Source organism: Pigmentiphaga litoralis (genome assembly GCF_014651835.1).
Lineage (GTDB): Bacteria > Pseudomonadota > Gammaproteobacteria > Burkholderiales > Burkholderiaceae_B > Pigmentiphaga > Pigmentiphaga litoralis.
Genome location: NZ_BMXQ01000001.1, coordinates 1,148,760 through 1,172,703 on the forward strand (window position 1 = coordinate 1,148,760; position 23,944 = coordinate 1,172,703).

The 23,944-nt window shown below is 66.0% G+C and carries 20 protein-coding genes, 1 tRNA gene and 2 pseudogenes; 16 read left to right on the forward strand and 7 right to left on the reverse strand.

Going from position 1 to position 23,944, the window contains the following annotated elements; translation table 11 throughout:
- Positions 1–960: a sterol desaturase family protein gene (locus tag IE116_RS05055; protein WP_189610341.1), complete on the forward strand. Its 960-nt coding sequence runs from the start codon at positions 1–3 to the stop codon at positions 958–960.
- Positions 961–964: 4 nt separating this feature from the next.
- Here IE116_RS05055 and IE116_RS05060 read toward each other — a convergent pair.
- Positions 965–1,228 (reverse strand): annotated as a pseudogene (locus IE116_RS05060) (SCO family protein); the annotation flags it as partial.
- Between the two features lie 17 nt (positions 1,229–1,245).
- On the opposite strand from IE116_RS05060, the pseudogene IE116_RS05065 reads away from it, so the two are divergent.
- The 6 genes and pseudogenes from IE116_RS05065 to IE116_RS05090 all read left to right on the forward strand — a co-directional run.
- Positions 1,246–2,037, forward strand: a pseudogene (locus IE116_RS05065) (ABC transporter substrate-binding protein); the annotation flags it as partial.
- Positions 2,037–2,912, forward strand: a complete 876-nt coding sequence (locus IE116_RS05070) for an ABC transporter permease (RefSeq protein WP_189610343.1) — start codon at positions 2,037–2,039, stop codon at positions 2,910–2,912. The pseudogene IE116_RS05065 and the gene IE116_RS05070, both read left to right, overlap by 1 nt.
- Complete coding sequence (locus tag IE116_RS05075) at positions 2,905–3,732, forward strand: ABC transporter ATP-binding protein (RefSeq protein ID WP_189610345.1); 828 nt, start codon at positions 2,905–2,907, stop codon at positions 3,730–3,732. The genes IE116_RS05070 and IE116_RS05075 overlap by 8 nt, the downstream gene beginning before the upstream one ends.
- Positions 3,729–4,550: an alpha/beta hydrolase gene (locus IE116_RS05080; protein WP_189610347.1), complete on the forward strand. Its 822-nt coding sequence runs from the start codon at positions 3,729–3,731 to the stop codon at positions 4,548–4,550. The genes IE116_RS05075 and IE116_RS05080 overlap by 4 nt, the downstream gene beginning before the upstream one ends.
- Positions 4,551–5,218: 668 nt before the next feature.
- Positions 5,219–6,364 (forward strand): methyltransferase, encoded by a 1,146-nt coding sequence (locus IE116_RS05085; RefSeq protein WP_189610349.1) that lies wholly within the window; start codon positions 5,219–5,221, stop codon positions 6,362–6,364.
- Positions 6,365–6,418: 54 nt separating this feature from the next.
- A complete protein-coding gene (locus IE116_RS05090; protein WP_189610351.1) occupies positions 6,419–6,919 on the forward strand; it encodes a YgjP-like metallopeptidase domain-containing protein in 501 nt (166 codons plus the stop codon).
- 35 nt (positions 6,920–6,954) lie between these two features.
- Here the strand turns inward: IE116_RS05090 and IE116_RS05095 are convergent, their stop codons facing one another.
- The gene (locus IE116_RS05095) at positions 6,955–7,551 is read right to left on the reverse strand and encodes an IMPACT family protein (RefSeq protein ID WP_189610353.1); all 597 of its coding nucleotides are present in this window, start codon (positions 7,549–7,551) and stop codon (positions 6,955–6,957) included.
- 71 nt (positions 7,552–7,622) lie between these two features.
- Between IE116_RS05095 and IE116_RS05100 the strand changes: the two genes are divergently transcribed.
- The 4 genes from IE116_RS05100 to rnhA all read left to right on the forward strand — a co-directional run bounded on the left by IE116_RS05100 (position 7,623) and on the right by rnhA (position 10,589).
- Positions 7,623–7,698 (forward strand) — tRNA-Asn (locus IE116_RS05100).
- A gap of 133 nt (positions 7,699–7,831) precedes the next feature.
- On the forward strand, positions 7,832–8,773 hold the full coding sequence (locus IE116_RS05105; RefSeq protein ID WP_189610355.1) for a 2-hydroxyacid dehydrogenase: 942 nt from the start codon (positions 7,832–7,834) through the stop codon (positions 8,771–8,773).
- A gap of 94 nt (positions 8,774–8,867) precedes the next feature.
- Complete coding sequence (locus IE116_RS05110) at positions 8,868–9,647, forward strand: IclR family transcriptional regulator (RefSeq protein WP_189610357.1); 780 nt, start codon at positions 8,868–8,870, stop codon at positions 9,645–9,647.
- Between the two features lie 258 nt (positions 9,648–9,905).
- On the forward strand, positions 9,906–10,589 hold the full coding sequence (gene rnhA / locus IE116_RS05115) for a ribonuclease HI (protein WP_308428212.1): 684 nt from the start codon (positions 9,906–9,908) through the stop codon (positions 10,587–10,589).
- A gap of 42 nt (positions 10,590–10,631) precedes the next feature.
- Here rnhA and IE116_RS05120 read toward each other — a convergent pair whose 3' ends face one another.
- A complete protein-coding gene (locus IE116_RS05120) occupies positions 10,632–11,981 on the reverse strand; it encodes a mechanosensitive ion channel family protein (protein ID WP_189610358.1) in 1,350 nt (449 codons plus the stop codon).
- A 78-nt stretch (positions 11,982–12,059) separates the two neighbouring features.
- Here IE116_RS05120 and IE116_RS05125 point away from each other — a divergent pair, with 78 nt between their 5' ends.
- Complete coding sequence (locus tag IE116_RS05125; RefSeq protein ID WP_189610360.1) at positions 12,060–12,794, forward strand: endonuclease; 735 nt, start codon at positions 12,060–12,062, stop codon at positions 12,792–12,794.
- 76 nt (positions 12,795–12,870) lie between these two features.
- Positions 12,871–14,733 (forward strand): diguanylate cyclase domain-containing protein, encoded by a 1,863-nt coding sequence (locus tag IE116_RS05130; protein WP_189610365.1) that lies wholly within the window; start codon positions 12,871–12,873, stop codon positions 14,731–14,733.
- Between the two features lie 89 nt (positions 14,734–14,822).
- On the opposite strand, the gene IE116_RS05135 is transcribed toward IE116_RS05130, so the two are convergent.
- The 3 genes from IE116_RS05135 to IE116_RS05145 are packed head-to-tail and all read right to left on the reverse strand — an operon-like array spanning position 14,823 to position 17,607.
- The gene (locus IE116_RS05135; RefSeq protein ID WP_189610367.1) at positions 14,823–15,758 is read right to left on the reverse strand and encodes an oxygenase MpaB family protein; all 936 of its coding nucleotides are present in this window, start codon (positions 15,756–15,758) and stop codon (positions 14,823–14,825) included.
- 31 nt (positions 15,759–15,789) lie between these two features.
- Positions 15,790–17,022, reverse strand: coding sequence for a DUF1176 domain-containing protein (locus IE116_RS05140; protein ID WP_189610369.1), 1,233 nt, complete (start codon positions 17,020–17,022; stop codon positions 15,790–15,792).
- Between the two features lie 27 nt (positions 17,023–17,049).
- Positions 17,050–17,607: an NADPH-dependent FMN reductase gene (locus tag IE116_RS05145; RefSeq protein ID WP_189610371.1), complete on the reverse strand. Its 558-nt coding sequence runs from the start codon at positions 17,605–17,607 to the stop codon at positions 17,050–17,052.
- Between the two features lie 185 nt (positions 17,608–17,792).
- Here IE116_RS05145 and imuA point away from each other — a divergent pair, with 185 nt between their 5' ends.
- Genes imuA through IE116_RS05160 form a run of 3 tightly spaced genes read left to right on the forward strand, consistent with a single transcriptional unit; the run spans position 17,793 to position 23,225 of the window.
- A complete protein-coding gene (gene imuA / locus IE116_RS05150) occupies positions 17,793–18,668 on the forward strand; it encodes a translesion DNA synthesis-associated protein ImuA (protein WP_189610373.1) in 876 nt (291 codons plus the stop codon).
- Positions 18,601–20,067, forward strand: a complete 1,467-nt coding sequence (locus tag IE116_RS05155; protein ID WP_189610375.1) for a Y-family DNA polymerase — start codon at positions 18,601–18,603, stop codon at positions 20,065–20,067. Before imuA ends, IE116_RS05155 begins: the two co-directional genes overlap by 68 nt.
- Positions 20,064–23,225: an error-prone DNA polymerase gene (locus IE116_RS05160; protein ID WP_189610377.1), complete on the forward strand. Its 3,162-nt coding sequence runs from the start codon at positions 20,064–20,066 to the stop codon at positions 23,223–23,225. Before IE116_RS05155 ends, IE116_RS05160 begins: the two co-directional genes overlap by 4 nt.
- 31 nt (positions 23,226–23,256) lie before the next feature.
- Here the strand turns inward: IE116_RS05160 and IE116_RS05165 are convergent, their stop codons facing one another.
- Entirely contained in the window at positions 23,257–23,787 is a 531-nt protein-coding gene (locus tag IE116_RS05165) for an MgtC/SapB family protein (RefSeq protein ID WP_189610379.1), read from the reverse strand.
- Between the last annotated feature and the right edge of the window lie 157 nt (positions 23,788–23,944).

Genomic DNA, 23,944 nt, shown 5'->3' on the forward strand with positions numbered 1-23,944 from the left:
ATGGACACGATCACTGACCTTTTTGCCGCCGCCCAGCAATGGCTGTTCGAAGCGGCCATCCAGCCCCTGCTGTTCGCGATGGGCATGGGCAATCTTGTCGAAGACGCCTTCGACGCCACCATGTGGCTGCTGGTGGGCGTGATCCAGATCGTGGTGCTGGTCGCAGTGATCGCGCCCATGCAGCGCTGGAAGCCGGTCGAACAGGTGACCGACCACCGCGGCATCCGGCTCGACATGATCTACACGGTCATCCACCGGCTGGGCATCTTCCGGGTCGCCTTGTTCTTTGCGATCGACCCGCTGTGGAACGCCATGTTCGGCAGTCTTCACGTGATGGGACTGTCGTCGTTCCAGCTGGATCAGCTCTGGCCCGGCGTGACCGACGGGCCAATTGCCAGCCTGCTGCTGTACCTGCTGCTGTTTGACCTGCTGGGCTACCTGTTCCACCGCGCCGTGCACAGCTACCGGTGGCTGTGGGCGCTCCATTCCGTGCATCACAGCCAGCGCCAGATGACGATGTGGAGCGACGATCGCAACCATCTGCTGGAAGACCTGCTGCATGACACGATGCTGGTGATTGCGTCGCAACTGATTGGCGTTGCGCCCGGCCAGTTCATCGCGATCGTTGCCATCAGCAACCTGATCGAAAGCTTTTCGCATGCCAATGTGCGGATCAGCTTTGGCAGGATCGGCGAAAAGCTGATCGTGGGTCCGCGCTTTCATCGCCTGCATCACGCCATTGGACTGGGCCACGAGTCACGCGGCCGCCGCCTGGGTGGGCACAACTTTGCGGTCCTTTTCCCGATCTGGGACATCCTGTTCGGCACGGCGCACTTTGGCGGCAATTACGAAGCCACCGGCATTCGCGATCAGTTGCCCGAGCAAGGTGGCCGCGATTATGGCGAGGGCTTCTTTGCGCAGCAGTGGCTGGGCCTCAAACGGATGGTGGGACGGGGCTGAACGCTTACGCCGTCGCCATCAGCGTCTTGATGTCCGACGCGCATTCCTGCGCGCTCTGGTCGTGGCGCAGCGCGAGGCGCAGCTTGCCCTTCTGGTCGAACACGTAGGACAAGGACGTGTGGTCCATGGTGTAGGAACTGCCCGTGGGCACCTTCTGGTAGAACACCTTGAACGCATCGGCGGTGGCCTTGGTTTCGGCCAGGTCGCCGCGCAAGCCCAGAAAGGTCGGATCGAAGGCTTCGGTATAGGCCTTCAGAATCTCGGGCGAAGTTCACGCCTCCCGGCTACAAGATCGAGGTCGTCCCGTTCGAGACGCCCACCGACGGCAAGAATGCCGTGGTCACGCGCTCCGTGGACTTTGGCGCGTTCGGCCTGGCTGCCGCAACCCTGGGCGGCGCGGCGGGCGAGCCCGTCGTCATCATTGGCGCGCAGTGCAACCGCGGCATGGCCATCGTCGGCCGCGCCGACGCGCCGGCCAACTCTGTCAAGACGCTCAAGGGCAAGAAGATCGGCATCCTGCCGGGCTCGACGCAGGAAGTCGTGTTCCTGGACCGCCTGAAGCAGGAAGGCATGACGATCAAGGACGTACAGTCGGTGCGCCTGTCGTTCAGCGAAATGCCCACCGCCATGGAACGCGGCGACATCGATGCCTATGTGGGCGCCGAGCCGGGTCCGTCGATCAGCGTGGGACGCGGGGTCGGCAAGGTCATCGAGTTCCCGTACAACACGCCGACCGGGTCGGTGAACATGGTCATGACGACGCATGCCGAGACCGTCAAGGCCAAGCCGGAACTGATCAAGGTGTTCCTGGAGATCCATCGCAAGGCGACGGAATATGCCATGTCGAATCGCGCCGCCTTCATCGAGATGTCGTCCGCCAAGCTGGGCATTCCTGCCAAGGTCGTGGAAGTGGCTGCGCCCAACGTGGAGCTGACCTGGAAGATCGACGAGGACTGGACGACGCGAGCCAAGTACTACGGTGCGCAAATGCTGGACAAGAAGCAGATTCGCCAGTTGCCCAATTACGCGACGTTCATTGATACGACCTTTATCCAGCAGGTCGCGGCGACGAAATAATGGCCAGCCTTCCGACCCCTCCCGCAGGCGCCTTGCCCCTGCCCGATAGCGACGAGGCCGCGGTGGTCGAGACGGGTACGCGGCGGACGGCGGCTGCCACCCTGCGGCGCGTCGTGACGCCGTGGCTGCTGCCGCTCGGCCTGTTGATTGCCTGGGACCTGGCGGTCCGGTTGACGCGCACGCAGTTGATCCCCCTGCCCTATGACGTCGCCCGCATGCTGGTCGACTTTACGGTAGGCGGGGTGTACGACGATGCGTTCAGCGAAACGCTGCCGCTGCATGTATGGAAGTCGGTCACGCGGGTCTATGGCGGCTTTGTTGCGGCGGCGATCGTGGGCATTCCGCTGGGACTGCTGATCGGCCGCATCAAGCTGGTCCGCGACGTGGTCGACCCGACGCTGCAGTTGCTGCGGCCGGTGCCGGTCACGGCGTGGCTGCCCTTGTCGATGATCTTTTTCGGCCTGGGCCCGAATGCCGCGATCTTCCTGGTGTTCCTGGGGGCGTTCTATCCGATCGTGTTCAACACGACATTCGGTGTGCGCGCCGTGGACCATCGCTTGTTCGAGGCGTCGGCCATGCTCGGCTGCAGTGGCCCGGCCATGTTCCGGCAGGTGGTGCTGCCGGCCGCGCTGCCGTCGATCCTGAACGGCTTGCGTCTGGGCCACGGCTTTGCGTGGATCCTGATCGTGGTCGGCGAAATGACCGGCGTGCCCGAAGGACTGGGCGCGGTGATCATGGACGGGCGCATGCTGTCGCGGACCGACCTGGTCATTGCCGGCATGATCGTGATCGGCCTGGCCGGCTTCCTGACCGACCGCGTGCTGGTCATGGTGAACAACCGATTGCTCAAATGGAGTCCGCAACATCATGTCTGACAGCGACCTCCGCCGACGGCCCCTGCCCATTCTTTCCATCGAGGGTGTGAGCAAACGTTTTTCAGTAGGCGGCAAGACCGTCCAGGCCCTGGCCTCGGTCGACCTGCGGATCGACAAGGGCGAGTTCGTGTGCCTGATCGGCGCGTCGGGCTGCGGCAAGTCCACGCTGCTGCGCATCATGGCCGGCTTCGAGACGACCTCCTCGGGCAAGGTCAGCATGTATGGCGCGCCGATCACCGGTCCCGGACCGGAGCGGGGCATGGTCTTCCAGGACTATGGCCTGTTTCCGTGGCTGACGGTGAAGGAGAACATCGGCTTCGGACCGAAGCAGCGGCATCTTCCCAAGGCGAAGCTGGACGAGATCGCTGCGCACTACACCGACATGGTGGGCCTGTCGGCTTTTGCCGATTACTACCCGGGGCAGTTGTCGGGCGGGATGAAGCAGCGGGTGGCGATCGCCCGCGTGCTGGCCAATGATTGCGAAGTGTTGTTGATGGACGAGCCGTTCGGCGCGCTGGATGCGTTGACGCGCGAGAAGCTGCAGCAGGACCTGCTGGAGATCTGGGCGCGCACGAAGGTGACGGTGGTGTTCGTGACGCACGCCGTGGAAGAAGCGGTGCTGATGTCGGACCGGGTGGTGGTGATGACGGCCGGACCGGGCCGGATCGAAGAAGATATTCCTTTGCTGTTGCCGCGGCCGCGCGAGGTATCGGAGCCCGGCTTCAATGAGGTTCGGCGGAGCATTACGCAGCGGCTGAGCAGCCATGTGGCGACCCGGGCGCCGATTGAGGTGGCGGCGCCGGCGGGAGTGCCGTCATGAGCGCCATCTATCGCGGCATGACCCGCGCGCAGCTGGACGCGGCGTACGACAACAGCAAGGGCGTGGCGAACAGCAGTGTGCTGATGGCGGACCTGGATCGGCGCAGTGCGGAGTTGCGGGCGGCGTATCCGGATTACCTGAACCTGGCGTATGGCCCGGCGCCGCGCAACCGGATCGATTATTTTTCGTCGGGCCGGCCGGGTCCGCTGCTGATTTTCATTCATGGCGGCTATTGGCAGATGCGGCACAAGGATACGTTCAGCGCCTTGGCGGCGGGGCCCCTGGCGCATGGGATCCATGTAGCGATGGTGGGCTATACCCTGGCGCCCGAGGCGACGCTGGCGCAGATCGTGGCGGAGTGCCGGCGGGCGGTGGCGTGGCTGGGCGAGCATGCACCGACGTTTGGCGGCGATGCGGAACATATGATCGTGTCGGGCTGGTCAGCGGGCGGGCATCTGGCGGCGATGTGTCTGGATGAGCCGGGGGTGCATAGTGGACTGGCGATCAGCGGGATCTATGATCTTGAGCCGGTGCGGATGAATTATCTGAATGACAAGTTGCGGTTGACGCCAGCGGATGAAAGGTCGCTGAGCCCCTTGCATTTGCCATTGAGTTCGAAGCCGCTGGTGTTGGCGTATGGCGGGGCGGAGCTGCCGGAGTTGCAGCGGCAGTCGGAGGTGTTCGAGGCGGCGCGGGCGCATCTTCCGGGGCATATTGCGTGTTTGCCGGGGTTGAACCATTTCACGATTCTGGATGAGTTCGTGAGTCCTACCGGGGCGTTGACGCGGAAGGTTCGGAAGCTGGCGGCGTTGATTTAGGTTTTGCTTGCGGTGGTGGTGTCTTGGTGCTGGCTTTTGGGTACTTGCCTGCGGTGGGGGGTTCTTGCGCGGCCGCCGTGGGTAGTTGGGTTGGGGGTCAGAGCTTGCTGGGGCCCGGCCTTCGCCGGTCCCCCGGGCCGGAAAGCCGAATCGGGGCGGACGCGCAAACTCGCGGCATCGACTGTCCCCCGGACAGTCGATAAGCGTGCCGCTCAAACAGGCGCGCCCTTACCTCCCCGATTCAGCTTCCCGACCCGGCGCAAGCAATTCCCCCCAACCCAACTACCCACGCCGTCCTCGGGTGGTGAAAGCCTCTTTGCGATGTGCGCTTTCTTGGGGCGGCACTGCGCACCCGGTACGGCCGGGGCTCCTTGCCAGCAACTCTTCCGCACTTCCCCACCGCCCCTCAATACCCTCTCCTCCCTCCACCAGGGCGGTGCCCTCCGCCCAGCCAGCCGCAGCCGACATTGACTCTGGGACGTCGTGGGGAGTCGCATTGCAAGGCTTTGCTAAGCCCAGTCCCGGCGTAGGCCGGGACCCAGCGAGCTCGGCCTTCCAACGCGACTCCCCACGGCGTCCGGGCTCCAAGCCAGCACCTCTTCCAATACCCACCCCATCATCCCGTAAAATCCCCCCACACTCACAGCCCCATCCCAAGCCCACACCCCATGCTCTCACCCCCACCCACCCTCACCTGGCACGAATCCGACGAAGCGCATACCGCGCGGTGGCGGTCCGAGGCGGGGAATGTGCCGCCCAAGCGGGTGGTCATTGCCGATGACACAACGCCGGCGGACACGGCGTATCGGCTGGCGTGTGAAGGCACGGCGCTGTTGTGGCGCGGCGATTTCCAGAATGCGCGGCAGTTGCTGCTGGCCATGGGGCGGCGGATCGATCGCAAGCCACGCAAGAAGGTCGCCGGGTCGCCGGCCGAGGCGTTTCATGCACATCGTCAGGCGCAGGGACATCGGGCGCGCACGTTGGGGATGCTGCTGCTGCCGATGGACGGCGACTACGGGATTCCGTTGCGGCGTGCACCGGATGTGCGGTTGGCGTGCACCGAGGCCTATGGCGCGCCGGATGGGGCCCCTTCGGTGGTATCGATGCGTGAAGTGCTGGGCCTGGTGGGCGCGCACGAGTGGCGCAAGAAAGGCGTGCCGATTGCTGCGTTGGGGGATCGGATCCACCCCTGGTACGGCGTGTTTGCGCCCGTTCGCGGGGAGTACATCCAGTTGGTCCATGGTGCGCCCTTGCCTGCGTCGACCGTGGCGTTTGATATCGGCACCGGGACGGGCGTGCTGGCGGCCGTGCTGGCGCGGCGCGGTGTGGAACGGGTGGTGGCGACCGATCAGGATGCGCGGGCGTTGGCATGCGCGACCGAGAACCTGACGCGCCTGGGACTTGCGGCGCAGGTGGAGGTGGTCGAGGCGGACTTGTTTCCGCCGGGGCGGGCGCCGTTGATCGTCTGCAATCCGCCCTGGGTGCCGGCACGGCCGAGTTCGCCGATCGAGTATGCCGTCTATGACCCCGAGAGCCGGATGTTGCGGGGCTTTCTGGCGGGCCTGCGGGCGCATCTGACGCCGGAGGGGGAAGGCTGGCTGATTCTGTCCGACCTGGCCGAGCACCTGGGCTTGCGGTCGCGTGCGGAGCTGGATGGCTGGATTGCCGATGCCGGGTTGACCGTGCTGGGTCGTATCGATACGCGCCCGCAGCATGGCAAGGCCAGTGATCCGGACGATCCGCTGCATGCCGCGCGGTCGGTGGAAGTCACCTCCTTGTGGCGGCTGGGCGCTGCGCCACTTGCAGGTGCCTGAGGCCCGTGGCATGCGCCTGACCCTTCCCACTCACGCCTGTTGCCGAGTCTGCCCATGAAATATCTCGCGTCGTATTCGCCTGAATTGCTGGACCAGGTGCGTCAGTTGATCGAGCAGAACAAGCTGGGCGACTACCTGCAGAAAAAGTATCCGGAACGGCATGCGATACAGACCGACAAGGCGCTGTATGAATACGTGCTGGACCTGAAGCAGACCTATCTGCGCAGCGCGCCGCCGGTGCACAAGGTGGCGTACGACAGCAAGCTCGATGTGATCCATCGCGCGTTGGGACTGCACACTGCGATCTCGCGCGTGCAGGGTGGCAAGCTCAAGGCGAAGAAGGAAATCCGGGTCGCGTCGGTCTTCAAGGAAGGGCCGCCTGAATTTCTTCGAATGATCGCGGTGCACGAACTGGCGCACCTGAAAGAACACGATCACAACAAGGCGTTCTACCGGCTGTGCGACAGCATGCAGCCGGGCTATGCGCAGCTTGAATTCGATTTGCGGCTGTACCTGACGCATCGTGACCTGGCCGGCAAGCCGCGCGCGGAATGAAGCGCAAGGGATGCCGGTCCCGCTGATACTGCAGGCTAGGGCTTGATCTGCTCCGCCAGTTGCACACGGCCGCGTGTCAGGTCGCTCACCATCGCTGCCCAGGCCATCGCGCGTTCGCGCGGCATACGCACCCGCCATACCGCCCCGTCAGCAGTAAATTCCTCGGCTTCCAGGTCGGCCGCGTAGTCACGCAAGCGGGCGCGCAGCACGGGCATGTCGGCGAAGGTGCAGGGCATCGTCAACACGATGGCTTCGACGATGGGAATGCGATGTGCCAGCCGCAGGCAGCTGGCGGCGCACCCGCCATAGGCTCGCATCAGTCCGCCTGCGCCAAGCAGGATGCCGCCGAACCACCGCGTGACGACAACCGCCACGCGATCGCAGTCCTGCCCGTCGATGGCGGCCAGAATGGGGCGGCCCGCGGTGCCGCCGGGTTCGCCTGCATCATGAAACCGGTACACCGATCCGATGCGCCAGGCCCAGCAGTTATGGCTGGCCGCGGCGTCGGAATGTGCGGCGATAAAGGCCATGGCGGCCTCGGGCGTGGTGACCGGCGCGGCCATCGCGATGAACCGGCTTTTGCGGACTTCTTCGCGGTGGGTGGCGATGTCGGCCAGGGTGTAAACGGGCATGCAGCGCCTGCTAAAAATGCATGCCGTCATTTTGACACATCAAAAAATTCTGCTATAGTTGCGGTCTCAATTCCCTGATAGCTCAGTCGGTAGAGCGACGGACTGTTAATCCGCAGGTCCCTGGTTCGAGTCCAGGTCGGGGAGCCAGAATGACAGGCAGTGTGTTGGGCCTGGGGCCGTTTGGCAAAGCTGCAAAGCGCTTGCAATCACCTCACCCACCGCAGCCGAAGAAAAAGCACTTGTGTCCTAGCGGGCCAAGTGCTTTTTTCATTGGAATCCCATGACAACCTCGCGCCGCCGCTGCCTTGTCCTTCACCGATTCTCGGCCGAGCACCTTGCCGAGATCGAAGCACGCCTTGACGTTGTCTACGCGCCCGATACCGGGCAGCAGGCCGAGGCCATTGCCACGCATGGCGGCGACATCGACATTGTGCTGACTATCGGCGCGCGCGGGCTGATGGCGGACGAGATGGATGCCATGCCCAAGCTGGCCTTGATATGCGCATTGGGCGCGGGCTATGAACGGCTGGATGTCGACGCGGCGCGCGCACGGGGAATCGCGACGGTGAACGGTGCCGGCGCCAACGACGCCTGCGTCGCCGATCACGCCATGGGACTGCTGCTGGCGGTGACCCGGGAGATTCCGCGGCTGGATCAGCGCGTGCGCCAAGGCGGCTGGCGCGAAGGCCTGCAGCCGCCCGCCAGTGTGTATGGCAAGCGCCTGGGCATCATCGGGCTGGGCACGATTGGCCGGCAGATTGCCCGGCGCGCGGCCGGCTTCGATCTGGCCATCGGTTATCACAATCGGCGCCAGCTGCCCGACATTGACCATCGCTACTTCGATACGCCAACGGCGCTGGCACAGTGGGCCGACATCCTGGTGGTGGCCACGCCCGGCGGCGCCGACACACGACACATCGTCAATGCCCAAGTACTGCAGGCTTTGGGACCGCGGGGCTATCTGATCAACATCGCACGCGGCAGCGTGGTCGACACGGCCGCTTTGGCGCAGGCCCTGCGTGATGGCGTGATTGCGGGCGCCGGGCTTGACGTGTACGAAAGCGAGCCCGACGCGCCGGCCGAGCTCATCACGCTGGACAACGTCGTGCTGACGCCGCATGTGGCGGGCGCGTCGCCTGAAGCCATCGCGGCCACGGTGGCATCCTTTCTCGACAACGCCGAACGGCAGGCCGCAGGGCGGCCGCTGCGCACGCCGATCTGAACCGCATGCTTCCGACTTCATGGCCTCGCCCGCTTCCGCACCGCCCCCTTCCACACCCTCCGCTTGCGCATCGCCTCCTGTGGCATCGTTCGCAATGAACAGCCTGGAAAAGATGCTGTCGTTGATCGACATCGTCGAAGCCGCTGGCGGGCTGGACGCCGACGGGCTGTTGGCGCGGTCAGGCTTGCCGCGCAGCACCTTGTACCGCTATCTGAAAGTGCTGGCCGAAGCGGGCCTGATCACCTCGCTGCCTGAACTGGGCTATACGCTGGGCCCGCGCGTGGCCGAGCTCGATCACGCCATGCGCCTGCGCGATCCGCTCATCGCCGCCAGCCGTCCGGTCATGCAGGACCTGGTGCGCGCCGTGCCCGGCATTGCCTTGCTCTGCCGGCGCTATCAGGACAAGGTGTTGTGCGTGCACCAGGAAGCCGGCACCGACGCGTTCCACAGCCACTACGAACGCGGCTACGCGCGGCCGCTGCTCAAGGGCGCGGCGTCGCGCATCATCCTGGCCTACACGCCGGCGCGCACGGTCGCGCGGCTGTACGCCGAGCAGCCCGAGGCGTTCGTGGACGCCGGCCTGGGCCACACGCTGGCCGAGGTCAAGACACTGCTGGCCCGCCTGCGCCGCGCGCGGTGCACCATATCCAGCGGCCAGGTCACGCCCGGCGTCACGGGTGTTGCCGCTCCGATTCTGGACGGCGCGGGCAATTGTCTGGGCAGCCTGAGCCTGACGATTGCGCGGCCCCACCTGTCCGACGATGAACGCATCACGTTTGGCGAGCGCGTCATGTTCTGCGCCAGCGCCGTCGGCCAGGCATTGCGCTTTGCCCTACCCGGCCCGGGTCCGACGGCGACGCCTGCCACCGCTTGAAACTGTGACAAAGTTATCCCCATATCCTGTGGACAAGCTTGGGGACATTCGGCTCATCCGCTCGCGCAAGCCGCATGAAATGGGCGTTCAAAACACATCGAACAAAAAAAGGGCACTGTGGATACTGCGTAACAGGCCTAGCACAAAATGCGGCGATGTGCCCCGGCGCAATCCCTGATTGCCGGCTTGACACCGCCCTGCCCCGGCCCTTAAGGTTCCGACCCCTGAGGTCCCTCCCCTGCTCCAAAGCCAATTGCCATGATCGTCTGGTTGAAAGTCCCGTTTGCCGAGAAAGACCAAGCCAAGGCGCTCGGCGCGCGCTGGAATCCCGCGCAGAAAAAGTGGTACGTCAAGGACGTCGCCGACCTGTCGCCGTTCGAAGCCTGGATGACGGAGCAGCCGGCAGCCGTGCCCGATGCGCCCCCGCCCTCGACCGATACGCCCACGTCGGGCGTGGCGATCTATTGCGACGGTGCATGCCGCGGGAACCCGGGCGGTCCGGGCGGATGGGGCGCGTGGATCCAGACGCCCGACAAGGCCGTGGAAATCTACGGCGGCGCGCCTGACACCACCAACAACCGCATGGAACTGACGGCCGCGATCGAAGCCCTGCGCTGGGTGGTAGAGCCCACCGACATCGTCGTCTATACCGACTCGCAGTACGTGGTGAAGGGCATGACCGAATGGCGCCACGGCTGGGTCAAGAAGAACTGGAAAGACGTCAAGAATCCGGAGCTCTGGAAAACGCTGATCGATGCCGCGCAGCGCCACAAGGTGAGCTTTCGCTGGGTGCGCGGCCACAACGGTCATGCCGGCAACGAACGGGCCGACGCGCTGGCCAATGAAGGGCTCGAACATGCCAAGCGCACCGGTGCAATCACGGGAGTGATCCGCGAATTGCCCCTGCCCGCCGCGCGCGAGGTGCTGGCCGCGGCAGGCTGATCGGCCCCTGGGCGGCTGAGGCCAGCCGCCGATGGCAGCGGTTCAGCCGCCCAGCTGGCCTTGCGGGCCCCGGTATTCTCCGTGGCGCGCATCGTCCGGGCTCTGCCGGTCCTGCCGGTCTTCGATCCGCGCATGAAAGGCCGGCGATGCCGACCGATCCGCAAACGCCGTCACCAGATCGTTGCCCGCAGGCGATTGATACAACCGCAGACCCAGCTCGGGCAGGATCGCGAGCAGGTGGTCGAAAATGTCGCCCTGCACCTGCTCGTAGCTGACCCATGCCGTGCTGGCCGTAAAGCAGTACAGCTCGATCGGAATGCCCTTGTCGCCGGGTTCCAGCATGCGCACCATCAGCGTCATGCTGGTGTTGATGCCGGGGTGCTGCTTCAGATAGGCCTCGGTATAGGCGCGAAACGTACCCAGATTCGTCAGCCGCCGCTGGTTCACCGGATCGTGGCCGGGGTCGCCCAGTTCCTGATTGGCTTCGGTGATGGCCTTCTGCTTCTGGTCCAGGTAGTCGCCCAGCAGACGAAAGCGCCGCAGCTGTTCCATCTCGCCATCGCGCAGGAATCGCACGCTGCCCGCATCGAGCCGCATGGTGCGTTTGATGCGCCGGCCGCCCGACGTGAACATGGTCCGCCAGTTGCGAAAGCTGTCCGAGAACAGGCGATAGGTCGGGATGGTGGTGATGGTCTTGTCCCAGTTTTCCACCTTGACCGTATGCAGCGCGATGTCGATCACGAAACCATCGGCGCCCACTTGCGGCATCTCGATCCAGTCGCCCACCCGCAGCATGTCGTTCGATGTCAATTGCACGCTGGCCACGAAGGACAGCAAGGTGTCCTTGAACACCAGCAACAGCACGGCCGACATGGCGCCCAGGCCCGACAGCAGCAGCAAGGGCGAACGATCGATGATGGTGGCAACGATCACGATGGTGCCGAAGGCCCACAAAACGATCTTGCCAAGCTGCAGATAGCCCTTGATCGAACGCGTATGCGCACGGGTCGACGTGGCAAAGGCATCGTTCGCGGCGCTCATGGCGGCCGACAGCATCAGCATGCCGAACAGCAGCGTGGCGGCCAGCGCCAGGTTGCGCAGCACCTCCGTAGCCGCGACCGTCAGGTCGGGCACGGTCAGAATGCCGAACTGGAAGACCACGGGCGGCGCCATCTGGGCAAGCCGCCGGTAGAAGCCGTGACGCGTCAGGGCCTCATCCCAATTGGCCAGTGACAAGCGGGTCAGAAGCTCGCGCATCACGCGCTGAACCACGCGATGGACGACGACGTAGGCCAATGCGGCCACCAGGACCAGGGCCACCATGGCGGCGCTGATGCGCGCCCACGGTTCAGAGAAAAAGGGCGAGAGACGGAGCTGTAATGCCTGGAACATGCCTTCCTTTAAAAAATGTCTGGGTCAGCCTCCCATTATCGCCTACGTAGTATGACCAGCCCGATACAATGCCGCCCCATGCGACTGTCTTTCCTTTTTCTGCTTTCGGTGCTGACCGCTCTCCCCGCTCACGCCGCTCCCCTCGTCACCCGCCCCAACGCCGTCGGTCCTCGCGACTTCAAGCATGCCAAGCAGGTTCTGCCCAGGCTGTACGCCAACCTGGAGCAGGACTTCTATTGCGGGTGCAACTACAAGGGCAAGACCATCGACCAGAAGTCCTGCGGCTTTCGCCCCCGCAAGAACGCCTCGCGCGCCGCGCGGCTTGAATGGGAACATGTGGTGCCTGCATGGAACATCGGCCATCAGCGGCAATGCTGGCAGCAAGGCGGCCGCAAGCATTGCGCCGCCAGCGATCCGGTGTACGGCAAGGCCGAGGGGGACCTGGTCAACCTCGTCCCTGCCATCGGCGAGGTCAATGGCGACCGGTCCAACTTCCGCTTCAACGCGTGGGACAACAACCCCACGCCCATGTACGGACAGTGCCGCACCGTCGTCGACTTCAAGCAACGGCGGGTGCAGCCGCGGCAAGTGGTTCGGGGCCGCATTGCCCGCATCCAGATGTACATGCACACCACGTACCGGCTGCGCATGAGCGACCAGGAACGCCGCCTGTTCTGTACCTGGGCCAAGGCCTATCCGGTGGATGCCTGGGAGCGCGAGCGCGAACAGCGCATCTGGAAAATCCAGGGGTCGGGCAACCCGTTCGTGAGCCAGCCGGCCGCCACCGAACGCTTCTGCGGGACAGATCTCTAGGGGTGAGGCCGGGGCTGCGCGGCGCGGGGCATCGGCGTACGATGCCGGTATTCCCGTAGCACCAGGCTCCAGAACCATGCTGATTGCGCCCCTTGCGCCGAATGAAGAAGACCGGTTGGCGCTGCTGCACGCGCTGGACATTCTCGATACGCCGCGTGAACCGGTCTTTGACCTGGTCACCAGCCTGACCGCGCAGGCGCTGCGCGTGCCGGTCGTGCTGGTGTCGCTGGTGGACCGGGATCGCCAGTGGTTCAAGTCCAGCCATGGCTTCGACATCCGCCAGTTCGACCGGCAAAGCGCCTTCTGTGCGCACTGCATCGTGCAGGACCCGCCCCTGGTCGTTCCCGACACGTTGACCGACGAACGCTTCTTCGACAATCCGCTGGTGACCGGCACGCCCGGCATCCGCAGTTATGCCGGGGTGGCGATCCGCAGCCTGCACGGCCTGCCGCTGGGCACCGTGTGCGCAGTCGGCTGGGAACCGCGCGAATTCAACGAAGCCGACATCGGCTGCCTGAGCCAGGCGGCCTTGCTGGTCAGCCACGAACTGCATCAACGCGAAGCCCTGATCGACAGCCGTCGCTCCGACATCTCCGCCTTGCGGGACCTGGATGGCGAGGCGCGTTTCCGTTCGGTGTTCGAAGGCGCGGCCGTGGGCATTGCGCTGATCGGCCTGGACGGTCGGTGGATCGAGGTCAACGATTCGCTGTGCCGTATCGTCGGCTATGCCCACGAGGAACTGGCGCATCTGACCTTCCAGGACATCACGCATCCGGGCGATCTCGACATCGACATGGAACGCCTGCAGGAACTGGTGCGCGGCGACGTGGATCGCTACACGATCGACAAGCGGTATATCCGCAAGACCGGTGAAGTGATCTGGGTCAACCTGACCGTGGCGGCCCGCCGGTCGGTCGACGGGACGGCGCTGTATTTCATCTCGATCGTCGACGACATCCAGCAACGCGTCGAAGCGCAGGCTGCCCTGCTCTCCTTGCAACAGACACTGGAAACGCGCATTGAAGCGCGCACCCGCGAACTGCAGCATGCCAACGATCAGCTGCGCATGGTGAGCGACAACGTGCCGGCGCTGGTCGCGTATTTCGATGCCGACCTGCGCTATCAATACGCCAACGAAAAACACCGGGCGGTGCTGGGCAAGGATCCGCAGCGGCTGATCGGGCATCCGATTGAAGACGTCATGGATGCCGCCGCCACCCGGCAGATCCGCCAGGCGCTGGCTGCCGCGGGCGCCGACCAGCGCGTGTCGCTGGAAATCGCACAGCCCCTGGCCGACGGGTCGACCTCGTACACCGCCGTGACGCTGATTCCGAACGCGGTCGACAACCGACTGGCCGGCTATTACTGCATGGCGCACGACGTGACCGAGCGGCACGTGCGCGAACTGGCGCGCGAAGTCGAGGCCCGCGAAGACGTGTTGACCGGCGTGCCCAACCGCCGCGCCTTCCAGGAACACCTGCCGCAGGCCCTGGCGCGTGCCGACGCGTCCGGCGAGTCGGTGGCGGTCGTATTCCTGGATCTGGACGGCTTCAAGGCCGTCAATGACACCCTGGGCCACGAACAGGGCGACCAGGTGCTCAAGGAAGTCGCCCGCCGCCTGCGTGAGCGGGCCGGCGCCGGCAACCAGGTCTATCGGCTGGCGGGCGATGAGTTCGTGCTGGTGGTCGAAGGCATCGTCGACAGGGAAGCCATGAGCGCCCTGGCCAGCACGCTGCTGGCTGCCATCAACGTGCCTATCGTGCTGGGCGCGCATCAGGTCAGCATGAGCGCCAGCGCGGGCATTGCCTTCTATGAAGCGGGGAGCGAAGCGTCGCCATCCAGCCTGCTGCGCACCGCGGACATTGCCATGTACGAAGCCAAACGCAGCGGCACCAGCCAGTACCGGTTCGGACCGGCGTACGGCGCGCTGCGGGTGTAGTGCATGGTGGCAAGGTCCGAGGCTGCGCGGTGCTTTGCGGCCGGGTGGTCTGGCGGCCCGGTGGTCGGACTGCTTGGGGGTCTGACGGCTCAGGCAGCCGGGTCGGCTCGGCTTTCCGGTTGACGCCGGTACAGGTAATCATCGGGCAGTCCAAGGCGCCGGCATGCCTGTACGGCCGGGCCCGATCGTAGCGGCAGGCGATCCGCCGCCCTTGCCATCTGCGCCACCAGCCATCGTTGCCCCGGCTTGAGGCCATCGCGGGACCCCAGCTGCAGGGTATCCCTGATTTGCGCCGGGACCAGGTCGATCGCGGCGCGTACCATGACGGACTGCAGGCTGCGCAAGGGTCTTGGCAGCACGGGGACACCGGCGATGATGGTCAGGAATTCGTGCACGATGGGGGAAGCTTCCAGGCGCGGCCTCATGGCGGCAAATTGCGCCTGCTGGTCGGCTTCGCATACGGGCGCCCCGACTGCCCCATACCGCCGCGCTGCCCCGGCGCCTTCTGCGTAGAAACGATCGCGCTCGTCGGCCGTCAGGGCATGTGCGTAGACGTGATACGCGTTCAGGAACCCGAAACTGGCCGTGGCCTGCACCCAATCGAGCAGGTCGGTGTCGGTCGCGCGGTAGGGCACGCCGTCGGGGGTCAGGCCCTGCACCGCCCCGTGCAGTCGCACCACATGGGCAATCATCGTTTCTGTCTGGGCACGCGGGCCATACACCGTCAGCATTGCGGCCAGTCCGGTGCGCTGCAGGCGAGCCATCGGCTGCTGGCGGAAAGACGTGTGTTCCCACACGCCGGTACGCACCCGGGGTTCCGCCAGTTCCAGGATCACCGCCGCGACACCGCCTATGAACAGCGTGGCCGGGTTCTTGAAGACCTGCCACGAGATGGAGTCGGGGGCGACCAGCGCCGGTTCGCCGGCGGGCGCGGAAAAATCCACCTGCGGGCCGTCGGACGGCTGGAGCAGATGTGCAGCCAGGGCTTCGACGCGCTGCCGGACGGGCGGGGGCAACAGGAGCATCAGGGGGCCGGAGAGGACACGTGCGTTCAGGTCACCGCGTGCGCCACAGCGTGGGCCAGTCTCCGGGCGCGCCGCCCCCGCAGCGGAGCTGCTGGCGATACGCCGACGGCACGAACTCCTGCCCATCGAACCGCCATTCGGCGCGGATGCCGCAATCGGCCAGGCCGCGCCCTTTCGATACGGATGCCAGGGTGGCCGTGCGGGGGTTGTAGGTGGGCTCGGTCATGCGGCCGGTCGGGTCGGCCGAGGCCGTGGGCGCCATGGCGACGGCCTCGGCCCGCACCGGTTCGGCGGTGGCTTTGGCCAGCTGGAGGGTAATGTTGGGAGACGCCGCCGGAGACGCCGCAGCGGACGGCGCGGGCGAGCGCGCCGGTGCGCCGGCTTCCAGGCCCGGCGGCAAGGCCAGCGTCACCACCTGCGCTGCCGCCGGGTCGGCGCGTGGCGCGCGAAAGACGACGTAGCTGCTCTGGTAGGCGGCGCGGGAGCACTCGACCATGACCAGGGCTTCGGAAGCGGTCAGGGCTACGGCAATGTCGCTGGGCGTGCGTGCATCGCAGGCAGCCAGTGCATCGCCGCCGCGCATGGCCTGGCGCACGCCGGCCGCCAGGGCGCGTGCCTCGGCCGCCGGCAGGGGCGGCGGAGGTGGCGCGCCCCGCAGGGCGGGCGCGGCAGGCGCGGCGGCAAGGGCCCTGGCGCCACCGTGGCCCGGCTGGGTCAATGCCGTTTCGTTGCCGGTGCGGGACTGGACATCGTCCATCACCTTGAGCACGGTTGCCAGGCCATGCAGGGGCACGGCCGGCGCGCTGCGCGTGTCGCCCAGGCTGAGCACCCGGCCGTCGCGAATACGGCGCAGCAGGCGGTAGGCGGAATCGTCGTCGGCGGTGACCAGGGTGGCTTGCCCCAGGCCGGTGGCGTCATCGGGCGCCCAGGCAATGGTCTTGAGGTCGAGCCTCCGGCCATCGAGCCGGAAGGCCGTGACGTCGGGCGATTCGGCCGTATCGGGAACATCGATCTCGACCGTCAGGGCGCCCGTGGGACCGGCGGCGCGCGAAATCCGCATGGCCGCCGATTCGGCGTCGCTGAAGCCCTTGGCTTCGCAGAACCGGGTGTTGTCGCACGCCAGGATCCAGTCCTTGGATTCCTGGTACAGGGGAACGGCTGGCGCAGGCGCTGACTGTGCCGACGCATCGGCCAGGCCCACGCTGAGCGCAATGCCGGCCAGGCTTGCGCCCAGCCTGCCATGCACGGTCTCGGATCGAATCATGCGGTCTCCCCTGTCGGTGCTGACGACTCAACGCTTGCGATTGGTCTCGGCCCACTTGGCAAAGGTCGTCATGATCGTCGTCAGGAATTTGCGGGTGTCTTCGTTGGTGACCTTGCCCTGGTCGTCGAAGAACTTGTTGACGCCGCCCAGGTAGGCCTCGGGCTGCTGCATCAGCGGCACATCGAGAAAGACCAGGGACTGGCGCAGATGGTGATTCGCGCCGAAGCCGCCGATGCCGCCCGGCGAGCAGCTGATCACGGCGCCCGGACGACCGCTCCAGGAACTGCCGCCATAAGGCCGCGAGCCGACGTCGATCGCGTTCTTGAGCGCCCCCGGAACCGAGCGGTTGTATTCCGGCGTCACGAACATGACGGCGTCGGCGGCCTGCACTTCCTTGCGAAAGCGGGTCCAGGACGCGGGCGCCGCGTCGCCGTCCAGGTCTTCGTCATAGAGCGGCAGGTCGCCGATCTCGACGATGGACAGCTTGAGCGTGTCCGGAGCCACTTCGGCCAGGGCATGGGCCAGCATGCGGGTGTAAGAGCCTTTGCGCAGGCTGCCCACAAGAACGGCGACATTGAGGGTCATGGGGAGATCTCCAGACGAAAGTTAAGCAGTGCGATGCATCTTAGCAACCAGAGGCAGGCGCTTGAAAGAAGGGGCAGTATCCCTGACAAACGGACTCAGGCTTGAGCATCTCTTACAGAACCGCATTGCCGGGTTACGGCGAAACACTGTATATTTGTACAGTCTTTTCTTGGTTGGAGCCCGTCATGCAGATTCTTGCACACCCGCCGTCCGTCCGCCCGGGTGCCTCCAGCCGGGGGGCTTCATTGCCCTTGCCTTCACCGGAAAGCCTGCATCCGTCCTTGTGGCGCGGCTCGCAACTGGCGCGGTCCGGGCAGCCCTGCCTGCCCACCGGGCATGATGCGCTGTCTGCCGAATTGCCCGGCGGCGGCTGGCCCACGGGTACGCTGGTCGACCTGCTCGTGTCGCAGCCCGGCATCGGTGAACTGCGGCTGCTTCAGCCGGTGCTGAACGCCTTGCCACCGCAGCGGCGCATCGTGCTGCTGCAACCGCCCTTCATTCCCCAGGTCGCCAGCTGGAGCGCATGGGGGCTGTCGTCGTCGCAACTGCTCTGGCTCAAGCCCGACCGCACGGCCGATGCCCTGTGGGCCGCCGAACAGGTGCTCAAGAACGGCAGTTGCGGCGCCCTGCTCTATTGGCAGCCGCAGATCCGTCCCGAATCCCTGCGCCGCCTGCACCTGGCCGCCCAGTCGGCCGACACCCTCTTCTTTCTGTTCCGGCCGGCCAAGGTGGCCCAGGACGCGTCGCCCTCCCCCCTGCGCCTGCTGCTGCAACCCGCGGGCGATCAGGTACGGATCGACATCGTCAAGCGCCGCGGTCCCAGCCACGACCGGCCGCTGTTCGTGACCCTTGGCGCGCCCAGCTTCGGCGTCAAGGCGCCTGCCACGATACCTTCGGCGCCACCGGCCTCCCATCCCGCCACGTCGCCGGCCCTTGCCCCGGCAGCCGCGCCGCTTACCGGCCTGCCGCTCACTTCCTCTACCGAGTCCGACGATGCGCTTGTGGATCAGCGTGTATTTGACGCGCCTCAGCCTCGACGTGTTGTGCCCGAGCTGGTCTGAGTCACCTGCCCACGGGCAGGTGATCCTCGACCACGACAAGGTACGCGCCATGACGCCGTCCGCCTTCGCCATGGGGGTGCGGCCCGGCATGCGCCGGGGCGGCGTGTCCACGATCGCGCCCGAAGCCACCCTGCTCGATCGGGACCCGGTGCGCGAGGCCTCGGCCCTGAACGACATCGCGTTGTGCCTGCTGCAATACACCCCCGAAGTGGCCATGGCCGCCGACGACAGCCTGCTGCTCGATGTCAGCGCCAGCCTGCTGGCATTCGGCGGGCCACGGGGCATCTGCCGGCGCATCCGGCAATCCATGGCGCTGCTGGGTTTCCATGCGCAGCTGGGCATGGCGCCCACCGCGCAAGGGGCCTGGCTCATGGCGCGCGCGCCACGCCGCGGCCACCGCCGCATGCTGCGCCAACGCACCCTGGCCAGACGCATGGACGGCCTGTCCTGCCAGCTTCTGCCACCGGCCCGGCAGCATCTGGACTGGCTTGAAGGTATCGGTTGCCGCACCTTGGGCGCCCTGGCCAGGCTGCCGCGGGCCGGCCTGCAGCGCCGCTGCGGCAAGGACATCAGCGTGGCGCTGGATCGCGCCAATGGCGTGGCGCCTGAATTGTTTGACTGGGTCGTGGCGCCGTCCACCTTCCAGGCCAGGCTGGAACTGATCGAACGGATCGACCATGCCGATGCCGTGCTGTTCGTTGCCCATCGCCTGATCCAGCAGATGACCGGATGGCTGGTCGCGCAGCATCTGGCGGTGGCGCGAATCGAACTTGCGCTCGATCACGAACGGGGCCGGCATGCCATCCCCCCGACCCTGCTGCAGATCTCGCTGGCCGAACCCGCCTGGCATCCCGAACACCTGGTGCGGCTGCTCAAAGAAAAGCTGGCCCAGCTGGTGCTGACCGCGCCGGTCATTGCCGTCACCCTGTCGGCGCCCGACGTCGCGGCGCGCACCCTGCCCTCCGAATCGTTGTTTCCCGAGCCGGGCGGCACGCCTGCCGATCACAACCGGCTGCTGGAATTGCTGACCGCGCGCCTGGGCGCCGACAAGGTGCTGCAGCCCCTGCCCAAGGCCGATTACCGGCCCGAAGTCGCCAACGGCTGGCAGCCTGCGCCGCAACCCAAATCCAGACCGGCGCCCGTCGCACCCGCGGCCGACCGACCCTTCTGGTTGCTCGAACAACCGATTGCGCTTGTCATGCAGCAGCATCGCCCGGTGTACGGGTCACGGCTGAAGATGCTGCGCGGCCCCGACCGGCTCGAAACCGGCTGGTGGGACGACGCCCCGGCCTCGCGCGACTATTTCATTGCCGAATCCGATCACCAGGTGCGCTACTGGATCTACCGTGAACGGGTTGATGACGACATCCGCTGGTTCCTGCACGGCTTGTTCGCATGAGCGCCCAGGCATCCCTGTTCACGCCCATGCTGCCGGCCTATGCCGAGCTGCAGAGCCTGTCCAATTTCTCGTTCCTGCGCGGCGCTTCGCACCCCGAAGAACTGGTCATGCGCGCCGCCGCCCTGGGCTATTCGGCACTGGCCTTGACCGACGAATGTTCGCTTGCCGGCGTCGTGCGCGCCCATGTGCAGGCCAAGGATCCTGAAACCCCGATCAAGCTGATCGTCGGCAGCCAGTTCACCCTGACCGCGCCCGACGGCACGCCGGCGTTCTCGCTGGTGGCCCTGGCCCAGAACCGCAATGGCTACGGCAATCTGTGCGAGCTCATCACCCTGGCCCGCACCCGGGCCGACAAGGGCAGCTACCTGGTCATTGCCAACGACTTCACGTCGCCGCCACCGGCTCTGGCGCACCTGCGGGGCCTGCCCGATTGCCAGATCATACTGTCGGCGGACTACGGCATCGACCCGGACACCCTGTCGGCCCAGGCAGCCTGGGTGGCCGCCGCCTTTCCCGGACGCTGCCGCCTGGGCCTGTGCCTGTTGAACCGGGCGCAAGATACCCGCCATCGCGCCGTGGTGGAACAGGTCGCCGCCCTGCATGCCCTGCCCATCGTGGCCACCGGCCAGGTCGAAATGCATGTGCGGTCCCGCAAGCCCCTGCATGACACCATGTGCGCCATCCGGCTCGGCACGTCCGTGGCCGACTGCGGCTTTGCCCTGTCGCAGAACGCCGAGCAGCACGTGCGGTCCCGTCTGCATCTGGCCAACCTGTACAAGCCGGACGTGCTGGCCGAAACCCTGAAGGTGGCCGACAGCTGCACGTTTTCGCTGGACGAACTCAAGTACGAATACCCTGAAGAAGTGGTGCCTTCCGGCGAAACACCCGGCAGCTATCTGCGCCGCGAAACCTGGGCCGGCGCGCACGAACGCTTCGGGCCGACCTTGCCCGCCAAGCTGGTGGCGCAGCTCACGCGCGAACTCGACCTCATCGTCGAACTCAATTACGAAGCCTATTTCCTGACGGTGTATGACATCGTCAAGTTCGCCCGCAACCACCGCATCCTGTGCCAGGGCCGGGGGTCGGCCGCCAATTCGGCGGTCTGCTATTGCCTGGGCATCACGGCCGTCTCGCCCATGGAAAGCGAACTGCTGTTCGAACGCTTCATCAGCCGCGAACGTTCCGAGCCGCCCGACATCGATGTCGACTTCGAACACCAGCGGCGCGAAGAAGTGATCCAGTACATCTATGGCAAGTACGGACGCGACCGGGCAGCGCTGACGGCAGTCGTCATCAGCTACCGGCCGCGCAGTGTGCTGCGGGATGTCGGCAAGGCGCTGGGCATCGACCTGGCCGTGGTCGATCAGGTCGCCAAGACCCACCAGTGGTGGGACGGCAAGGCCGGCCTGAACAAACGATTCGTCGAATGCGGCTTCGATCCCGAATCGCTGCACGCGCAGCGCTGGGGCGCGCTGGCCGAACGGCTGATGGGATTTCCGCGCCATCTGTCCCAGCACCCGGGCGGCTTTGTCATGTCGCGCGGCAAGCTGTCGCGGCTGGTGCCGATCGAAAACGCCACCATGGCCGACCGCAGCGTGGTGCAGTGGGACAAGGACGACCTGGACGCCGTGGGGCTGCTCAAGGTCGACGTGCTGGCGCTGGGCATGCTGACCGTCATCCGGCGGGCGCTCGATCTGGTGTCGCAGCAGCGCGGTCGCGTGCTCGAGATGTACCAGATCCCCATCGACGACACCGCCACCTACGACATGATCTGTGCCGCCGACACCATGGGCGTGTTCCAGATCGAATCCCGGGCGCAGATGACCATGCTGCCCCGGCTGCGGCCGCGGCGGCTGTACGACCTGGTGGTCGAAGTCGCCATCGTGCGGCCGGGTCCGATCCAGGGCGGCATGGTCCATCCCTACCTCAAACGCCGGCAGGGGCTTGAACCGATCGAATACCCCAGCCCGCAGGTGGAACAGGCGCTGGCCCGGACCCTGGGCGTTCCCATCTTCCAGGAACAGGTGATGCAGATCGCGATCCTGGCCGGCGGCTATACAGCCGGTGAGGCCGATCAGCTGCGCCGGTCGATGGCGGCCTGGAAGCGCAAGGGCGGCCTTGAAAAGCATCGCACCAAACTCATGGCGGGCATGCTGGGCAACGGCTATGACGTGGACTTTGCCGAGGCGATCTTCCGGCAGATCGAAGGCTTTGGCGAATACGGTTTTCCGGAATCGCATGCGTCCAGCTTCGCGCAACTGGCGTATGTCAGCTCGTGGCTCAAATGCCATGAACCCGAAGCCTTCCTGACCGCGCTGTTGAACAGCCAGCCGATGGGCTTTTATTCCCCCTACCAGCTGGTGCAGGACGCCAAGCGGCATGGGGTCAAGGTGCTGCCGGTCGATGTCTGCATCAGCGACTGGGATGCCAAACTCGACAACGCGACCAAGCCGCCGTCGGTGCGCATCGGGCTCAATCAGATCCAGGGGCTGGCCGAAGCCGTGGGCCGACGCATCGTCGACGTGCGCCGGCAGCGCATGTTCACCGACACCACCGACCTCGGCCGCCGGGCCAGACTGGACCGGCACAGCCTGCAGGCGCTGGCCGCGGCCAACGCGCTGCAGGCGCTGTCTGGCCACCGGCGCACGGCCTTGTGGGAAGCGGTCGACAGCGTGCCCGAACGCGGCCTGCTGCGCGACGCAGGCGTGCATGAACCGGCGCCGGATCTGCCCGCGCCCACCGAGTCCGAAGAAATCGTGGCCGACTACCAGTCCTTGCGGATGACGCTGAACCGCCATCCGCTGGCCTTGCTGCGCGGCTACCTGGGCACGCGCGGTTTCATGGCGGCCGACCGGTTGAACCAGTTTCCCGATGGCAGACTGGCGCGTGCCGCTGGCATCGTGACCGTCCGCCAGCGGCCCGGCACGGCACATGGCACCATCTTCGTCACCCTGGAAGACGAAACGGGACCCGTCAATGTGATCGTCTGGCCCAGCCTGGTCGACACCCAGCGCAAGGAACTGCTGGGGTCATCCTTGCTGGGGGTGTACGGAATCTGGCAAAGCCACCAGGGTGTTCGCAGCCTGGTGGCGAAACGGCTGGTCGACCTGTCGGGGCTGCTGGGCAAGCTCAACACCGAAAGCCGGAATTTTCATTAGGCTGGATGGGCACGGTGCCGTCCCGAGCCCGTCATGGCATCAACTTGGACCGGTCTTCGTGCAGCGCGCCGTGGGGCACTTCCACCAACGGCGGCGAACGTTTGTCGGGCGCCACCCTCCGGATGGCGGCCAGGATGACCAACGCAAAGACCGTGCTCAAGATGGCAGTGGCTTCACGCCCCATGCCGGCGGCAATGCCGATCGCCGCGGTCGCCCAGATGCTGGCCGCGGTGGTCACCCCGCGCACTTGCTGCTCACCCAGTTTGATGATGGCGCCTGCGCCCAGAAAGCCGATGCCGGCGATCACGCCCTGCAACACGCGGCTCATGTCCGCCAACTGGGTGCCGGCCTGAAGCGGCACCAGCACGAACAGCGCGGCGCCCACCGCCACCAGCATGTGGGTGCGCAGCCCGGCCGCCGTCCCGCGCAGTTCCCGTTCATACCCCAGCAGGCCGCCCAACACCATGGCCACCAGCAACCTGACGCATACCCGCGTGATCTCGGCCACGTCGTGCAGGTCCGAAAATTCCGCGACGACCGTCCCCCAGATTTGATTCCACATGCCTTGCCGCTCCCTGGCAGGCGCCCACATCGGGTCGCCCGCGTCGTCATACTGTCACGCGAAGCTTACGACATGTCAGTACGATGACGCGTCACAAACACGCGCCGGACGTAACCGGCCATGGCAAATGAAAAACGGCGATGCCACGCATTGCGCG

Coding starts and splice junctions, on each gene's coding strand:
- IE116_RS05055 (WP_189610341.1), top strand. CDS start 1: ATGGACACGATCACTGACCTTTTTGCCGCCGCCCAGCAATGGCTGTTC.
- rnhA (WP_308428212.1), top strand. CDS start 9,906: ATGATCGTCTGGTTGAAAGTCCCGTTTGCCGAGAAAGACCAAGCCAAG.
- IE116_RS05090 (WP_189610351.1), top strand. CDS start 6,419: ATGAAATATCTCGCGTCGTATTCGCCTGAATTGCTGGACCAGGTGCGT.
- IE116_RS05085 (WP_189610349.1), top strand. CDS start 5,219: ATGCTCTCACCCCCACCCACCCTCACCTGGCACGAATCCGACGAAGCG.
- imuA (WP_189610373.1), top strand. CDS start 17,793: ATGCAGATTCTTGCACACCCGCCGTCCGTCCGCCCGGGTGCCTCCAGC.
- IE116_RS05165 (WP_189610379.1), bottom strand. CDS start 23,787: ATGTGGAATCAAATCTGGGGGACGGTCGTCGCGGAATTTTCGGACCTG.
- IE116_RS05075 (WP_189610345.1), top strand. CDS start 2,905: ATGTCTGACAGCGACCTCCGCCGACGGCCCCTGCCCATTCTTTCCATC.
- IE116_RS05070 (WP_189610343.1), top strand. CDS start 2,037: ATGGCCAGCCTTCCGACCCCTCCCGCAGGCGCCTTGCCCCTGCCCGAT.
- IE116_RS05135 (WP_189610367.1), bottom strand. CDS start 15,758: ATGCTCCTGTTGCCCCCGCCCGTCCGGCAGCGCGTCGAAGCCCTGGCT.
- IE116_RS05095 (WP_189610353.1), bottom strand. CDS start 7,551: ATGCCCGTTTACACCCTGGCCGACATCGCCACCCACCGCGAAGAAGTC.
- IE116_RS05125 (WP_189610360.1), top strand. CDS start 12,060: ATGCGACTGTCTTTCCTTTTTCTGCTTTCGGTGCTGACCGCTCTCCCC.
- IE116_RS05110 (WP_189610357.1), top strand. CDS start 8,868: ATGAACAGCCTGGAAAAGATGCTGTCGTTGATCGACATCGTCGAAGCC.
- IE116_RS05080 (WP_189610347.1), top strand. CDS start 3,729: ATGAGCGCCATCTATCGCGGCATGACCCGCGCGCAGCTGGACGCGGCG.
- IE116_RS05160 (WP_189610377.1), top strand. CDS start 20,064: ATGAGCGCCCAGGCATCCCTGTTCACGCCCATGCTGCCGGCCTATGCC.
- IE116_RS05105 (WP_189610355.1), top strand. CDS start 7,832: ATGACAACCTCGCGCCGCCGCTGCCTTGTCCTTCACCGATTCTCGGCC.
- IE116_RS05155 (WP_189610375.1), top strand. CDS start 18,601: ATGCGCTTGTGGATCAGCGTGTATTTGACGCGCCTCAGCCTCGACGTG.
- IE116_RS05145 (WP_189610371.1), bottom strand. CDS start 17,607: ATGACCCTCAATGTCGCCGTTCTTGTGGGCAGCCTGCGCAAAGGCTCT.
- IE116_RS05140 (WP_189610369.1), bottom strand. CDS start 17,022: ATGATTCGATCCGAGACCGTGCATGGCAGGCTGGGCGCAAGCCTGGCC.
- IE116_RS05120 (WP_189610358.1), bottom strand. CDS start 11,981: ATGTTCCAGGCATTACAGCTCCGTCTCTCGCCCTTTTTCTCTGAACCG.
- IE116_RS05130 (WP_189610365.1), top strand. CDS start 12,871: ATGCTGATTGCGCCCCTTGCGCCGAATGAAGAAGACCGGTTGGCGCTG.